This window comes from Pseudomonas capsici (genome assembly GCF_017165765.1).
Classification (GTDB): Bacteria; Pseudomonadota; Gammaproteobacteria; order Pseudomonadales; family Pseudomonadaceae; genus Aquipseudomonas; species Aquipseudomonas capsici.
The window spans coordinates 90,026-105,509 of record NZ_JAFGZD010000019.1 but is presented as its reverse complement, the minus strand read 5'-3'; the positions used below and the strand labels follow the sequence as shown (position 1 = coordinate 105,509).

Sequence of the window (15,484 nt, the reverse complement as noted above, 5' to 3'; positions counted from 1 at the left end):
TTCAAGAGCCTGGCCGGCAAGCACTCGCTGATGGTGGTGGAGCACGACATGGGCTTCGTCGGATCGATTGCCGATCATGTGACCGTGCTGCACCAGGGCAGCGTTCTGGCCGAAGGTTCATTAGAGCATGTCCAGGCAGATGAGCGAGTGATTGAGGTTTATCTGGGCAGATAAGCCCGATGGAGATTTGTATGCTTCAAGTTGAAAAGCTTCATCAGTACTACGGCGGTAGCCATATCTTGCGAGGGCTTTCTTTCGACGTAACCATCGGAGAAGTCACTTGTCTGTTGGGGCGTAATGGCGTCGGCAAAACCACCTTGCTCAAAGTACTGATGGGACTGCTACCAGCAAAGGAAGGCTCCGTGAACTGGGAAGGTAAAGTCATAACCACTTTCAAGCCGCACCAGCGTGTGCACGCTGGCATTGCCTATGTGCCACAAGGCCGTGAGATTTTTGGGCGACTGACCGTCGAGGAGAATCTGCTGATGGGATTGTCGCGCTTCCCCGGATCAGAGGCAAAGGAGGTTCCAGAGTTCATCTATGAGCTATTTCCTGTGCTTTTACAAATGAAGCATCGACGTGGTGGGGACTTGTCTGGTGGTCAACAGCAGCAGCTGGCAATTGGTCGGGCATTGGCCAGTCGTCCACGACTTTTGATTCTCGATGAGCCCACCGAAGGCATTCAGCCCTCGGTCATCAAGGAAATCGGTGCGGTCATCAAGAAACTGGCCGAGCGCGGCGACATGGCCATTCTGCTGGTGGAGCAGTTCTACGACTTCGCCGCCGAGCTGGCCGATCAGTATCTGGTTATGTCCAGAGGCGAAATTGTACAGAAAGGGCGCGGTGTGAATATGGAGGCTGAAGGTGTTCGAGGTCTTGTAACTATTTAAAAGACGGGGTTGCTAATGCCTCGCTGCAAATTTTCAGGTGAAGCACTATTCGTGCACTGCCTGCGTTGAAATGACTGCCAAACAATATTGGAGCCTTCTATTCCAGGGACGGCTTCGCCCAAAAAACTGTCTCAAGGACTCAGGCGCAATGAATACAGTCAAAAATTCAAGGGCCTTCTATGCATTGCTATTAATTATTGCCATAACGTTCGCATTTTTGGTGTATAGCTTTTACTCGATTTCACGCTCTTCAACCGAATTAATGGCAGTCAACGACAACCGCTATTATTCATACTTACTGGCAGATGAGCTGCGTCAAAGCTCAGATGATCTGACAAGGCTTGCTCGCACCTATGCTGTGACTGGTGACGCTGAGTATGAGCGCGAGTATCTGAAGGTTCTGGATATCCGTAACGGCAAAGCCCCACGTCCGCAGGATTACCATAGAATTTACTGGGACTTCATCGCAGCGGGTATGCCCAGCCCCCGCAATGACGGCGAGACTATTGCTCTTACTGAGCTCATGCGAAAGGCCGGGTTTAGCGAGGGCGAGTTCGGGCGGCTCAAACAAGCTCAGGATAACTCTGACGGGCTTGTTCAACTTGAAGTTAAAGCGATGAACGCGGTGAAGGGTAAGTTCGCTGATAGCCAAGGTAGTTACACGCTGACAGCTACACCGAATCTGGAGCTGGCTCGAAATCTTCTGCACAGCAAGGAATATCATCAGTTCAAAGGGCAGATCATGAAGCCTCTGGATGACTTCCTTGGAATGGTAGAGGCACGTACAAAACAGTCTGTAGTCGTTGCAAGCGACCGAATGCAGTTTTTTCAGGCCCTCTTTGTGGGGATATTGATTGCGCTAATCGCTGAGATTGCATTGCTGATATTGCTGGGCCGTAAGCAGCAATTGGCACAATTGGGCTGTAGCCCAGCTATGTTGGAACAAGTGCTCAATGAGGTCGCTGGAGGTAACTTGGCGATTGCTATCCCGCCTGCACCTGCTAACAGTGCCTTGGGCCGGGTCAACGTCATGAGCCAACAGCTCAAGGTCCTGATCGGGCAGGTGCTCGGGACCAGTCAGCAGTTGCACACCGCCATCGCTCAAGTATCGCAGGTGGTTGAAAATACTGCGCAGAGAGCCAGTCAGCAAAATGAAATGACGGACATGGTTGCCACTGCGGTTCATGAGATGGGCCTTACGGTTCAAGAGATAGCGCGCAATGCTGTCAGTGCAGCAACGGCCTCCCAAGGTGCCCACTCTGAAGCACAAGAGGCCAGTTTAATCGTAAGTAACTCCAGTCGTCATATTGAGCAGATGGCAGGCGGAATCGGCGACGCCGCAAACTCGGTAACAGAATTGGCGGCCCAAATCGCAACCATTGATAAAGTCCTTGCGGTCATACGAGGTATATCCCAGCAAACCAACCTGCTTGCGCTGAACGCTGCGATTGAGGCTGCTCGAGCAGGAGAAATGGGGCGAGGCTTTGCGGTCGTAGCAGATGAAGTACGTACCCTTGCAGGTCGCACTCAAGTATCTACTGACGAAATTCAACAAATCATCCAGGAATTGAAGCAGGGCGCAGACGCGGCAGTGGCGTCAATGGGGAAAGGCCAAGCGGCGACAAGCACCGGTGTGGAAGCGAGCCAGCAGACCAATCAGCTATTGGCGGGCATCTCAAACCAGATTGAACACATCAGTGATATGAACCAGCAGGTAGCTACAGCCACCGAGGAGCAGTCTTCTGTTACCGAAGAAATCAATCGCACAGTCCAGGGGATTGCCGACTTGGCGAACTCAACCAGCACTGATGTTCAGGGATGTCTGAAGGACTGTCGGAAGCTGCGTGAGCTCTCTGATGACCTGACAAAACACATGATGAGTTTCAGGGTCTAGTGTGGTGTTTCAGAAGTGCCAATGAAAATCTGGTTTATGCTCATTTGAAACCAATTCGTCGAGAGCTAAGCACTTATGGGCCGACCAGCGACTGTCATTAGCTTCTGAAACTGAAAACGCGGAGCTTCTACGCCGTCTCAAGCAGTGTAAGGGCACGCAGGATGCCTGTGTTCGTGCCGAAATCATTCTGGTGTGTGCAGAAGGAGAATCTGGAAATTCCATTGCCCAGCGCCTCAACGTCAGCAAGGAGTGGTCTCGCGGTAGCGGACGCGCTTTAGGGAATGTCAGATGGCGTTCTGGGCTGCGACGATTGATCGCAGGCTGGAGTTTTCCCGCGATTGGCCACTGTTAAACCTGGTGGTGCCGGGATATCGGTTGTTATCTGCGGGAGCTTGTCGCACCCGATTGCCCGCTATGTCATTGGTGGGGCGGGCGTGAATAAAGCCTTCGACTCGACTGCAACGGTCGCAGTGCTTGACCAGGTGCTTGCCGCGGTTGAAGGCGACTAATTGCCGTACTCCACGGCATTTACCCCATGTAATGCCAGCAGTGCGACTACCTGATCCCAGACCCATGCGCCTTGCCAGGCACCATGAACCAACAGGACATTCGTTCTTGCTTGCGGGTCCTGTTCTCTCTCGTGTCCAGTCGCGCCGAGCTCCTCTGCGCTGGGCGGCTTATCCGTGCTGGCAAGGGCTGCCTCTTTGCTAAGCGCCATCGCAGCGATAGCAACTCCTGCACTAGCCAGGAATTTGCGACGGGGCAGCATCCATAGCTGTGCATCGTCCAATGCTGCACGTTCCGTTGGAGATCTGAGCTGTTTGTCGGAGTTGAACATGGCCACCTCATTTGCTCAAAGGCAGAAAATCAGCGAATCGTAACGTTGTCGCTGCAGGCTGAGTTACCACTTGATTTCACCTGCTGCTACCTTCGCACCGATGTCCAGTGCTATACCCAGTCCGGCCTCGGGATAGGCCGCTTGCATAGCCTTGATCAGTGCGGCGCTGTTTGCGCCTTCAGACTTTTTCAACTCTATGTCCCAGCGTCGCAGGTACTCTTGCGTGTAACGCACTTGAGAAACGTCCTGCGCAGCTCCTGGTGCAGAGTGGCCTGGCACTACAACAATTGGCTGCAGTGCGGCGATGTCATCGAGCTTTTTCATCCATGCGGCACGATCCTCGGCGCTCGCAGCATCCGCTGTCCAAACATGCAGGCCAGCGAAAACATTGACCCCACCTACCACTGCTTTGATGGCGGGGATCCACACATAGCTTCGGTGAGGTAGACGGTCGTTCAGACCACGGATTTCTAGCGTATGCCCTTCCAGATCAATGGTGTTCCCGGCCAGCGGCTTGGGAATGCTGACGTGTTCGGGAGCGTTGGCTCCCATCCGTGGTAGCCAGAACTTGAGTTTTGTGGCCAATGTGTCTTCGATTTTCTTGATCGTAGGAGCCGTAGCAACCACCTCCGCCTTTGGGAAGTACGACTTCAGGATGTCGATGCCGAAGTAGTAGTCAGGATCAGGCTGGCTAATGTAGATGGTCTTCAAGGTCTTCTGACTATCCAAGACCATTGCAGCGATACGCAGTGCATCGGCTCGGGTAAAGCCGGTATCCAGCAGTACCGCATCCTTCTCCCCGGTCACCAGCACGGCGTTGACGTTAAAGCTGTCAGCATCAGCGTGATAGACCTTGAGATTCAGCGGCGCCGATTGCGCATTGACAACCGTAGTGGCCAGGATGAGAGCAGTAGCAGCGGCGAATCGTCGAAAAGCGCGTGAGATATCCATGATGATTTTCTCTTCAAGCAGCGGTGTGCTGCGTCTAGAGAAACTGTATTGGTTGCTAAACCGTGGATAAACTTCACCCTGCTTAAATGATTGTTAACTATTTCGGTGAAATGGATGGATCGTCTTACCTCAATGCAGGTATTTATCGAGATCGCTGAGCGAGGCAGCATGACTGCGGCGGCTGATGCACTGGAAATGTCCAAGCCGATGGTAAGCCGGTATTTCGACAGCCTGGAGGCGTAGCTAGGTGCGAGGTGCTCCTTGTTACTATTCATTCCTCCACTCCAAAGCATTCTCAAAGTTATCAACAGACATGCTTTCCTCCGTTGATCTGCTGCCCAGCAGATTCTCGATCCGCCCCGCACCACCGGCCAGAAAGCCCCGAGCCTGAAGGTTGCTCCGAACAAACTTTTCCTTGCCCTTTAGCCGTCATATTCGGCATAAAGTGCCACTATCCTCCCAATCAGATGCCCACTCATGATCAAAGCCAGTCTCCGTAGTCACCTGACCTTATGGTGTGCGGGCTTGTCGTTATTTACCCTCGTGAGTGTCGGCTTCTATGTCGGGCATATCGCCACTGAACAGATGAAGCAGGCGAGTGCCCATACGTCGTTGAGTACTGCCAAGTCGGCCGCTGCATTGCTGGGGGCGCAGCTCTATGAGCGGCAACTGGAAATGCACCTGCTCAGTCAGGAAACCCACATGATGAGCGGCAATCTGGACGATCCGGCCATCCTGCGGTCGATGGAGCTGCGCAGTCAGTCCCATTCCGAATATGCCTGGATGGGCGTTGCCGATACGGACGGGCGTGTGCGGCAGGCGGTGAATGGCCTGCTGGTCAATCAGTCGGTCAAGGAGCGCCCGTGGTTCAAGGCGGGTCTGCAAGGTTCCTACACCGGCGATCCTCATGAAGCAGTCCTGCTGGCCAAATTGTTGCCCAATCCCAGCGGCGAGCCTGTACGTTTCATCGATTTCGCTACGCCCATCCGCAATGCCGAAGGCACTGTCATCGGCGTGCTGAGCGCGCATGCCCACTGGAGCTGGATGGCCAGGATTGTCGAGGCGGCCGTCCTGCGCGAGGGCATGCTGGCCAATACCGAAGTGCTGATCGTCGATCAGGCGGGCAATGTTCTTTATCCACAGCAACGGGTGGGGGAAAAACATCCGGAACTGCTGCAGTCTCCGGAGCCGGGATGGTTCGTGGGCGATGGTTTCCTGACCAGTGTTGTGAAAATACCGACCCCGACGATTTCAGGGCTGGCCTGGTATGTCGCGGTTCGTCAGCCGCTGGCTCAGGCACTGCAACCTGCGCACAGCCTTTTTTATCGCTTGCTGGGGCTGGGGGTCATTGCTGCTGTGGCATTTGGTCTGGCGGCCTACTATCTGGCCTTGTACCTCAGCCGTCCGATCGAGCAACTGGCCAAGTCAGCCAGACAAGTGCAGGACCAGCAGCCCCACGTAAGCTTCCCGCTGAGCCATCCGGTACTGGAAATCGCCCAGCTCGGCCAGTCGATACAGAACATGACGCAATCCCTGCTCGGTAAGGAACGCGAACTGCAGGATGCCAACAGCTCGCTGGAAGTCACGGTTGCACAACGTACGGCGGCTCTTACCGAGGCCAATGCCGAGCTGTTGAAACTGGCCACTCACGATGCGCTGACGGGTGTGCATAACCGGCGCATGTTCGATGAGAAACTGATCGAGTGCAGCCAGCGCTTCGAACGGACCGGACGCCCGTTCGCCTTGCTGTTCATCGATGCCGACCACTTCAAGCGCATCAATGACACCTATGGCCATGCCATCGGGGATGAAGTCCTCTACCAACTGGCTCAACTCATCGAACAGAACACCCGCTCCACCGATTTCGTTGCCCGTTATGGTGGTGAAGAGTTCGCAGTGCTGTTGCCGGAGTTCGATAACCTGCGTAGCCCGGAAATCGTGGCCGAGAAGATTCGCGCCACCATTGCCGATGCCGACTTTTCCCTGGTCGGGCAGGTGACCGTCAGCATCGGTATCGGTCTGGCCGAGTCAACCGATGCCAACTCGACAGCGCTTATCAAGCGTGCCGATCAGCAGCTCTATCAGGCGAAGCTGTCGGGCAGGAACCGGGTTGTCTGTAATGCCAGCATGAGTGATTTGCAGTTATCCACATAACGTCAGTACGCAATGTGTTGATTCCTCGCCCGAGCGCTGTGGATAACTTTATCCTCAGCGCTGGGACTTCCGGTTAACGGGCCGCAATGCCCCGCGATAGCCCTTTTTATTCCCTTCCGAAATCCTCGGTTTTCCTGAAGCAGACCTTGCCAGCGCTGCATTCCAGAAATTTTTTCACACCTCTTTTTGACTTTTTGATCAAGTTTCAGGCCCGGTGGGCCGATATGCCTGTGCGCGAGTCTGCTGCTTAAAAAAATAAAACCTTCAGCTTTTGCATGGCCGCATCGAAAGAACATCACGGAGAGTTTTATGAACAGCAGTTTTGCGAATATCAGCGTCAACATGAAACTGGCCCTCGGGTTTGGCCTGGTTCTGGTTTTTACCGCGTTACTGGCTCTTGTCGGCTGGAACAGTCTGGACAGGCTGATTGACCGCACCGACAGAATTGGCGATATCACCGAACTGGGTAACAAGCTGACGGTGCTGCGCGTGGCCCGCTTGCAATACATGCTTGCCGATGGCGACGAAACCGCCGCCCAGAATGTTCAGACTCAACTGGATGCCTTCAAGAGCACCCGGCAGTCCATACTCCATAACTTCACTTCCCCGGTGAATACGCAGCTGCTGGAGCGCTTGGGCGAACAGCTCAATGCTTACGAAAAGGTTCTGAACCAGATGCGTACGGCCTATCGCAACAGTGCCACTGTGCGTGCCGAAATGGGTGTCAATGCGACGCGGGCCAATGAGCTTCTTTCGGCGATCAATGAGTCGGTAATGAAGATGGACTCTTACGATCCCGCGCGCTCCGATCTGCTGCAACTGATTGCCAGTGCCCGTATGGACGTGCAACTGGCGCGTTACGAAGTGCGTGGCTATACCGGCAATCCTGCGGAAAAGACCGAGCAGGCGGCATTCAAGCAGATAGACGCCGCCATCCAGGGTTTCGACAGGCTCAAGGCTGCATTCAATGCGACCCATGGCGACAAGGTTGCCCAACTGGAAACGGCGCTGCGTGCCTACAAGGCTTCTGTACAGGGTTTCAAGGATGCGGACAGCTCTATCAATGCCACGCGCAAGGAAATGACGGTTCTTGGGGATGCGATCTTCAAGGTGGGCACTGAACTCACAGCGCAACAGAAAACCCTAGTTGAAGAGGATACTTCCCAGGCACGCAACCTCCAGATTGCCGGGACTCTGATTGCCCTGCTGCTCGGTGCGTTTGCGGCCGTCATCATCACCCGCCAGATCACCCAGCCCTTGCAGGAAACCCTGGAAGTCGTGAACCGCATTGCTTCGGGTGATCTGAGCCATACCGTGGTGGTCACTCGTCGCGACGAACTGGGTGTGTTGCAACAAGGCATTCAGCGCATGGGTGCCACGCTGCGTGAGCTGATTACCGGGATTCGCGATGGCGTCACCCAGATTGCCAGCGCCGCCGAAGAGCTTTCAGCGGTGACCGAGCAGACCAGTGCCGGGGTCAACAATCAGAAGGTCGAGACCGATCAGGTGGCCACTGCCATGCATGAGATGTCTGCCACTGTGCATGAAGTGGCGCGTAATGCCGAGCAGGCCTCGGTTGCAGCTTCCACTGCCGACAACGAAGCCCGCGAAGGCGACAAGGTGGTGGGTGAAGCCATTCTCCAGATCGAAAAACTGGCCAGTGAAGTCCTGCGTTCCAGCGATGCCATGACGGTACTGGAACAGGAAAGCGACAAGATCGGCAAGGTCATGGACGTGATCAAGGCGGTGGCCGAACAGACCAACCTGCTGGCGCTCAACGCCGCCATCGAAGCGGCTCGTGCCGGTGAGGCCGGGCGTGGTTTTGCGGTGGTGGCCGATGAAGTGCGCGGTCTGGCCCAGCGCACCCAGCAATCGACCGAGGAAATCGAAAGCCTGGTTGCCGGGCTGCAGAACGGTACTCGTCAGGTCTCCGATATCATGCTCGGCAGCCGCAACCTGACCGACAGCAGTGTCGCCCTGACCCGCAAGGCAGGTATCTCCCTGGAAAGCATCACGCGCACGGTTTCCAATATTCAGGCCATGAACCAGCAGATCGCCGCCGCAGCCGAGCAGCAGAGTTCGGTGGCCGATGAAATCAGCCGCAGCATCATGAATGTTCGCGATGTGTCCGAACAGACGGCCGAAGCCAGCGAAGAAACCGCAGCTTCCAGCGTCGAACTGGCGCGGCTGGGCAACCAGTTGCAGATGATGGTGAGCCATTTCCGGGTGTAATCGAACCCTTTCGCTGATCAGTTAAGAGGCAAGGTCACAATCCGTGGGAGGGGCCTTGGCCGCGACGACTTGCTGACAGGCAACACATTTTCAGCGCCTGAAAGCTGGCTGTCGCGGCCAAGGCCCCTCCCACAAGTGTGAACTGCCTTAACTGATCGGCATTACCGTGTAGGAGCTCCGCTCATTCGCGAAGTTCTCCATATACTTTGGTATACGCAACTTATATATAAGTCTGTTAACGGGCTACTTTTGCAGGTTTCAAGTATTTCCCGGTCTTCTATAAACTTTCTCCTCACAAGAGCACAGTTGTTTAACTTATAACTTTTCGCTCAATGCTCACGGCCAGTTCTTTGAACTTTGCCGCCCTTGCCTGTACGCAATAGTTCGAGGTGAGCCATGAACTCTGTCTTTGAATCCGGTAAAAACCTGCCACCTCTCAAATACGGATCGACACGCAGCCATGTGTCCGGTCTGGCCGATTTTATCTGTGTGCTGCTTCTGGCAGTGATCGCGATACTGGTGTTTCACGGTGTCCATGAAATGGCACAACCCCTGGCAGCACTGGACAGTACACCCATGCTGCTCGATCCGGCGCAGTTGCCTGAGTATGCCTTGCGCACCACCCTGCGCATGTTTGCGGCGCTGGCGGCTTCGTTGATTTTCACGTTTGTCGTGGCCACTCTGGCAGCCAAGAGTCGCAAGGCCGAGATGATCATTATTCCGGCGCTGGACATATTACAGTCCGTTCCGGTTCTGGGTTTCATGGCATTTACCGTGACCTTTTTCATGGGCCTGTTTCCCGGTCGGCAACTGGGCGCAGAGTTTGCGGCCATCTTTGCCATCTTTACCAGTCAGGCCTGGAATATGGCATTCAGCTTTTATCAGTCCCTGCGTACGGTACCGAGCGATTTGAATGAAGTCAGTCGCCAGTTCGGTTTTTCGCCGCTGCTCAGGTTTGTCCGGCTGGAACTGCCGTTCGCCATGCCGGGGCTGGTGTGGAACATGATGATGTCGATGTCTGGCGGCTGGTTTTTCGTGGTGGCCTGCGAAGCTATTTCGGTGGCCGATACCCAGATCAACCTGCCGGGCATCGGGTCCTGGCTGGCCCTGGCCATTGCGCACAAGGACCCGGCGGCTGTGGCCTGGGCGGTGGGGGCCATGGCGCTGGTGATCCTGTGCTACGACCAGTTGCTGTTCCGGCCAGTGGTCGCCTGGGCCGACAAGTTTCGTTTCGAGCAGACCGCTTCGCAAAAGCGTCCGCGCTCATGGATGTACAGCCTGTTGGGGCGTTCACGTCTGGTTCCGGCTGTCTGTGCAGCGTTTACAGCGCCCTGGCGTGTATTGATGGCCGTGGACTGGGCGGCTTTGCGGCGCTCCCGCAAGACTGCGCCCAAGCCCGGGGTAAATCGCTTGGCTGACAGCCTCTGGCTGGTACTGGTGCTGGCCGGTTGCGTGGCCGCGAGTGTCTGGCTGATGCATTTCATCAGCCAGACACTGGGGATGGACGATGTGCTGAATGCTTTCGGCCTCGGGCTGGCGACCATGTTGCGTGTGGTCTTGCTGATTGTCATCGCCAGCCTGATCTGGGTGCCGATCGGCGTGTGGATCGGCCTGCGTCCTGTCTGGGCCGAGCGGTTGCAACCGGTCGCGCAGTTTCTCGCGGCGTTTCCCGCCAACGTGCTGTTCCCGTTTGCGGTCATTGCCATTGTCGGGCTGAACCTGAACCCGGATATCTGGCTCTCGCCGCTGATGGTGCTGGGGACTCAGTGGTACATCCTGTTCAACGTGATCGCCGGAGCCAGTGCATTGCCGACCGATCTGCGGGAAGTGGCCGGGATCTTCAACATGCGCGGCTGGCAGTGGTGGCGGCGCGTGGCCTTGCCGGGGATCTTCCCTTACTACATCACCGGCGCACTCACCGCTTCGGGTGGTTCGTGGAACGCCAGCATCGTGGCCGAGGCGGTGTCCTGGGGTGACAAGTCCCTGCAGGCCACCGGGTTGGGTTCGTATATCGCCAACGCTACTCAGGCCGGGGATTTCGCCCGGGTCGCCTTGGGTATCGTCGTGATGTCGGTGTTCGTAATTGCCTTCAACCGTCTGCTCTGGCGTCCGCTGTACGGGTTTGCCGAGCGCCGTTTGAGCCTGGTCTGAGGAGTGGAAAGCATGATGACTATCGAAAAACGCTGCCTGGTGGATGTCCGCGAAGTCCGGCATGTCTACGGCAAGGCCAGCAAGGAACGTCTGGTGCTGGATAACGTGACGCTCCAGCTCAATGAAAACGAGATCATCGGTCTGCTGGGGCGTTCGGGTTCGGGCAAGTCCACGCTGCTGCGCTCCATTGCCGGTCTGGTGGTGCCTACCGCTGGCGAGGTGAGCTTTCCCGCCGGGCCGCAAGGGCGGGCACCGACTGTGAGCATGGTTTTCCAGAGTTTTGCGCTGTTCCCGTGGCTGACGGTACTGGAGAACGTGGAAGTCGGGCTGGAAGCTCAGCGAGTGCCTGCGCATTTGCGCCGCAAGCGCGCCCTGGCGGCCATCGACCTGATTGGTCTGGACGGTTTCGAGAGTGCCTATCCCAAGGAGCTGTCGGGCGGCATGCGCCAGCGTGTGGGCATGGCCCGCGCTCTGGTGATCGACCCCGATGTGCTGCTGATGGACGAGCCGTTTTCTGCCCTCGACGTGCTGACTGCCGAAACCCTGCGCACCGACCTGCTGGACATGTGGTCGGAAGGCCGGATGCCCATCAAGTCGATTCTGATGGTGACCCACAACATCGCCGAAGCGGTGCTGATGTGCGATCGCATCCTGCTGTTCTCCTCCAACCCCGGTCGGGTGGTCAGCGAGATCAAGGTGGATCTGCCGCAGCCGCGCAATCGTCAGGACCCGTCTTTCAGGGCGCTGGTGGAGGAGATCTACGTGCTCATGACTCAGGACAGTGGCGCTGGCGAGTTGCGTCAGGGCGTCTTTCCGGGCACCGGGCTGGGCATGGTGCTGCCACAGGTTTCGATCAATGCGCTGACCGGGTTGATCGAGGCGATTCACGCGCCGCCTTATGGTGCCACGGCTGATCTGCCGGAGCTGGCCAGTGCGTTGCACTACAACGCCGATGAGTTATTCCCGATTGCCGAAGTCCTGCAATTGCTGCGCTTTGCCGAACTCAAGGGTGGCGATATCCGCCTGCTGCCTTCGGCGCGTCGCTATGCGCTGGCCGATATCGATGAGCGCAAGCAACTGTTCGCCCACCATCTGTTGAGTTTCGTTCCGCTGGTGGCACATATCCGTCGCGTGCTGGATGATCGCGCCACTCACACGGCACCGGCGCGACGCTTTCGCGACCAACTGGAAGACTTCATGTCCGAAAGCGATGCGATGCAGACGTTGCGTTGCGTCACCCAATGGGGCCGCTATGCCGAGCTTTTTGCCTATGATGAATCGCTGGATCAGTTCAGCCTCGACAATCCTTCATAAGCTTTGCACGAAACTGGCATATTCAGCCTTCACCCACCAGCGAGACACGGGCAATGCGTGAGTCGAAAACCTTTGGCAAGGCGGCAATGGCCCTTCGACTGGCCGCATTGCTAGCGCTGGCGGTGGCCATTGCGATTGCCGATACGCTGACGGACCTGGAAATTGCGGTAGGGGTTTTCCAGATCGCCGTGGTGCTCTTGGCGGCGCGTTTCATGCCCGCAGGTGGCGTGATCGCTGTCGCGCTGGGGTGTATGGGATTGACGGTCATCAGCTACGAATTGACCACCTCCCGCTCCAGTGAGTCGGGGTTGATCAACTGCGGCATCAGCCTTCTGGCCATCGCCATGACCACCTATCTGGCGTTGCGCCTGGCAGCGGCGATCCGCACGGCTCACGAGGCTCGTACCCAGTTGGCGCAGATTGCGCGGGTCAACATGCTGGGCGAACTGACTGCGTCCATCGCCCATGAGGTCAACCAGCCGCTGGCGGCGATTGTCACCAGTGGCAATGCCGGTTTGCGCTGGCTGGCCAACGAGCCGGCGAATCTGCCCAAGGCCCGGCAGGCCATCGAGCGCATGATCGGCGATGCCAATCGGGCCAGCGATGTGATCGTGCATGTGCGGGCGTTGGCAAAACCGGCCTCGACCCACAAGGAATGGGTGAGCGTGGCCGATGCCGTCGCCGAAATCGTTTCCCTCGCCCATAGTGAAATGAACCAGCAGGGCGTTACCCTGACGGTGGACATTCCCGACGGTCTGCCGCCGCTGCTGGCCGACCGGGTGCAGATCCAGCAGGTGCTGCTGAACATGATGCTCAATGCGATGGACGCCATGAGCGGTCTTGAGCCGGGTCAGGGTCGGTTGCAGGTGATGGTGGACTGGCGTGAAGGCGCGGATGTGCGGTTTTCGGTATCCGACAACGGTATTGGTGTTCCGGCGGAACATCTCGAACGGATTTTCGATGCCTTCTACACGACCAAGGAGCAGGGGATGGGGATTGGCCTGGCAATCAGCCGCTCCATTATCGAGGCCCATGGCGGCCGCATCTGGGTGACCCTCGGCGAACAGGCCGGCTCGACGTTTCACTTCACCCTGCCTACCGCAAAGATGGAGAGCTGATGAAAACAATCGTTCCGGCCCCGCAGGACGAAGAACCGATCATTTACGTGGTCGACGACGATCAGTCGGTGCGTTCGTCTCTGGAGGATTTACTGGCCTCGGTCGGGCTGCGTTCCATGCTGTTCGGCTCGACCCGGGAGTTTCTCGACACCCCGCGACCCGATGCGCCGGGTTGCCTGATTCTGGACGTGCGTATGCCGGGCATGAGCGGCCTGGATTTTCAGGGCGAGATGGCGAAGTGGGGGATCGGGCTGCCCGTGATTTTCATCACCGGGCATGGCGATATTCCGATGTCGGTGCGGGCGATGAAGGCAGGGGCGCTGGAGTTTCTGACCAAGCCTTTTCGTGAGCAGGATTTGCTGGACGCCATCCAGCAGGGGCTGGTGCGGGACCGGGCAAGGCGCCAGACCCGTGCGGTGGAAACCGAGTTGCAGCGGCGTCATGCAAGTCTGAATGCGGGGGAACAGCAGGTGATGGAGCTGGTGGTCAGCGGCCTGTTAAACAAGCAGATTGCGGACCGGCTCAATGTGAGCGAAATAACGGTCAAGGTTCGGCGCGGCTCGGTCATGCGCAAGATGCAGGCCGACTCTCTGGCGGATCTGGTCAAGTTTGCCGAGCGCATCCAGTCCTCGGGCGCGCCGCTGGATCAGTGACTGCTGCTCAGGCTGATGATCTTGGGGAAGTTGGTCAGCCTGATCGTGGTCGAGCAGCGGCTGGCCTGACACTGCCATGACTGCTTGCTGTCGATGCGGCCCTGTTCGGGGTTGATCGTATCGGTCAGCCTCACCGGTCCGCTCATGGGCCGTTCGCTGACGATCTGTTTATCCGTTGGCTGGCCGATGGCCCAGGCCACCAGGACCCGCTCATCACCCTTGTCGAAGTACAGCAGGTAAGTGCTGTCGCTCAGGATGCTGGCCCGGGCATCGTAGCTGTAACTGCTGATGATCGGTGCAATGGCCTGCATCATGTTGTAGGCGGGCTTGGGCGACAGGTCTTCATTGAGTACCCCGAAGTTATGCTCCTGGTCGTAGCGGTTCGGCCCGTCATTGAACAGGTCGTACCACCACAGGCCTTTGACATTGGGGATTGTGCGCGCCAGGAAAAAGATCCGCGCCATGTAGACGGCCTGCGTGATTTCGCTCTTGCCGCACGGGCCTTGATGGCTGGGCCAGCCCATTTCCGTGAGGTAGAGCGGTACAGCACGACCCACACGGGTACGGATGTCCTGCTCGTAGCGGGTCATCCAGCGCACCCAGGCTTCCGGTGTATTGCCGTTGGTGGCGGAGCAATGGGCGTAAGGATGCAGGGAAAGACCGTCCACCAGATCCAGCACGCCGTTTTCGATCAGGCCGTCCGCGAAACCGCCGTTCATGCCATCGCGGGTAATCGCACCTGCCAGAATCTTCGCCGGAGTGCCGTTGACGTTGCGGGTGTTCTGGCGAATCACCGGCACGGTGCTGGTGACCAGATCGGCATAATCCAGACTGAGCTTGCGATCTTTCGGTCCTTCCAGATCCCACTCGTTCCAGACCTCGTAGAAACTCACCTTGTTGCCCAGTTGTCGGCTGACGTAATCGACATACTTCAAGAACGCCGCTGTCACCTCGGGCGTGCGGGGCTTGGCGTTGCCATGAAAAGAGGTGCTGTAACCCAGGATGGCGGTTCGGTTGAGGTTCAGATCACTGGCCATGTTCAGGTAGTTGCGCCATTGCGGGATGATGCGCCACTGGTTGGGGCCGGGCTCGGCGGTGGACCAGAAGATATCGTCCCTGACCGCATTGAAGCCTGCCTGCCCGGCAAGATTCAGCGGTTGCCTCAGAGGTTGATCGAAATTCATCAGATGAGTGCCGATTCCCGTCAGAAAGACCGGCTCGGTCTGGGCCGATGCGTGACCGGCCAGGCAGCCAAGCAGCAGGCATGCAAGGGTTCTCATGGCGTGGCC

General features: G+C 57.2%; 13 protein-coding genes and 2 pseudogenes. 12 read left to right on the top strand and 3 right to left on the bottom strand.

The annotated features are described in order from the left end of the window. The 4 genes and pseudogenes from JSY17_RS20870 to JSY17_RS25755 all read left to right on the top strand — a co-directional run. Positions 1-174 (top strand): ABC transporter ATP-binding protein C-terminal domain-containing protein (locus JSY17_RS20870; protein WP_455567005.1); only part of this gene is annotated, 174 nt, incomplete at its 5' end. Positions 175-191: 17 nt separating this feature from the next. Then, the gene (gene urtE, locus JSY17_RS20865; RefSeq protein WP_206402819.1) at positions 192-890 is read left to right on the top strand and encodes an urea ABC transporter ATP-binding subunit UrtE; all 699 of its coding nucleotides are present in this window, start codon (positions 192-194) and stop codon (positions 888-890) included. 70 nt (positions 891-960) lie between these two features. Beyond that, on the top strand, positions 961-2,784 hold the full coding sequence (locus tag JSY17_RS20860; RefSeq protein WP_206402820.1) for a methyl-accepting chemotaxis protein: 1,824 nt from the start codon (positions 961-963) through the stop codon (positions 2,782-2,784). A gap of 75 nt (positions 2,785-2,859) precedes the next feature. Further along, positions 2,860-3,034 (top strand): annotated as a pseudogene (locus JSY17_RS25755) (IS630 family transposase); the annotation flags it as partial. A 255-nt stretch (positions 3,035-3,289) separates the two neighbouring features. Here the strand turns inward: JSY17_RS25755 and JSY17_RS20855 are convergent. Further along, the gene (locus JSY17_RS20855) at positions 3,290-3,622 is read right to left on the bottom strand and encodes a hypothetical protein (RefSeq protein WP_206402821.1); all 333 of its coding nucleotides are present in this window, start codon (positions 3,620-3,622) and stop codon (positions 3,290-3,292) included. A gap of 63 nt (positions 3,623-3,685) precedes the next feature. After that, positions 3,686-4,573: an MBL fold metallo-hydrolase gene (locus tag JSY17_RS20850; protein WP_206402822.1), complete on the bottom strand. Its 888-nt coding sequence runs from the start codon at positions 4,571-4,573 to the stop codon at positions 3,686-3,688. A 114-nt stretch (positions 4,574-4,687) separates the two neighbouring features. Here JSY17_RS20850 and JSY17_RS20845 point away from each other — a divergent pair, with 114 nt between their 5' ends. The 8 genes and pseudogenes from JSY17_RS20845 to JSY17_RS20815 all read left to right on the top strand — a co-directional run bounded on the left by JSY17_RS20845 (position 4,688) and on the right by JSY17_RS20815 (position 14,195). Continuing rightward, positions 4,688-4,816: a helix-turn-helix domain-containing protein gene (locus tag JSY17_RS20845; protein ID WP_206402823.1), complete on the top strand. Its 129-nt coding sequence runs from the start codon at positions 4,688-4,690 to the stop codon at positions 4,814-4,816. 234 nt (positions 4,817-5,050) lie between these two features. After that, a complete protein-coding gene (locus JSY17_RS20840; RefSeq protein WP_117180608.1) occupies positions 5,051-6,727 on the top strand; it encodes a sensor domain-containing diguanylate cyclase in 1,677 nt (558 codons plus the stop codon). Between the two features lie 309 nt (positions 6,728-7,036). Further along, positions 7,037-8,056 (top strand): annotated as a pseudogene (locus JSY17_RS26150) (methyl-accepting chemotaxis protein); the annotation flags it as partial. Positions 8,057-8,095: 39 nt separating this feature from the next. Further along, positions 8,096-8,959 carry a methyl-accepting chemotaxis protein gene (locus JSY17_RS26145; protein WP_408636106.1) on the top strand — a complete coding sequence of 288 codons (864 nt, stop codon included), beginning with the start codon at positions 8,096-8,098 and terminating at the stop codon, positions 8,957-8,959. Between the two features lie 396 nt (positions 8,960-9,355). Beyond that, positions 9,356-11,110, top strand: a complete 1,755-nt coding sequence (locus tag JSY17_RS20830; RefSeq protein WP_206402827.1) for an ABC transporter permease — start codon at positions 9,356-9,358, stop codon at positions 11,108-11,110. A gap of 12 nt (positions 11,111-11,122) precedes the next feature. Beyond that, positions 11,123-12,424 (top strand): ABC transporter ATP-binding protein, encoded by a 1,302-nt coding sequence (locus tag JSY17_RS20825; protein WP_117180611.1) that lies wholly within the window; start codon positions 11,123-11,125, stop codon positions 12,422-12,424. A 53-nt stretch (positions 12,425-12,477) separates the two neighbouring features. After that, the gene (locus JSY17_RS20820; protein ID WP_206402828.1) at positions 12,478-13,542 is read left to right on the top strand and encodes a sensor histidine kinase; all 1,065 of its coding nucleotides are present in this window, start codon (positions 12,478-12,480) and stop codon (positions 13,540-13,542) included. After that, positions 13,542-14,195, top strand: coding sequence for a response regulator transcription factor (locus tag JSY17_RS20815; protein ID WP_117184700.1), 654 nt, complete (start codon positions 13,542-13,544; stop codon positions 14,193-14,195). Before JSY17_RS20820 ends, JSY17_RS20815 begins: the two co-directional genes overlap by 1 nt. Here JSY17_RS20815 and JSY17_RS20810 read toward each other — a convergent pair. Next, the gene (locus JSY17_RS20810; protein WP_206402830.1) at positions 14,189-15,475 is read right to left on the bottom strand and encodes a glycoside hydrolase 5 family protein; all 1,287 of its coding nucleotides are present in this window, start codon (positions 15,473-15,475) and stop codon (positions 14,189-14,191) included. The two genes, JSY17_RS20815 and JSY17_RS20810, sit on opposite strands and share 7 nt — an antisense overlap. Between the last annotated feature and the right edge of the window lie 9 nt (positions 15,476-15,484).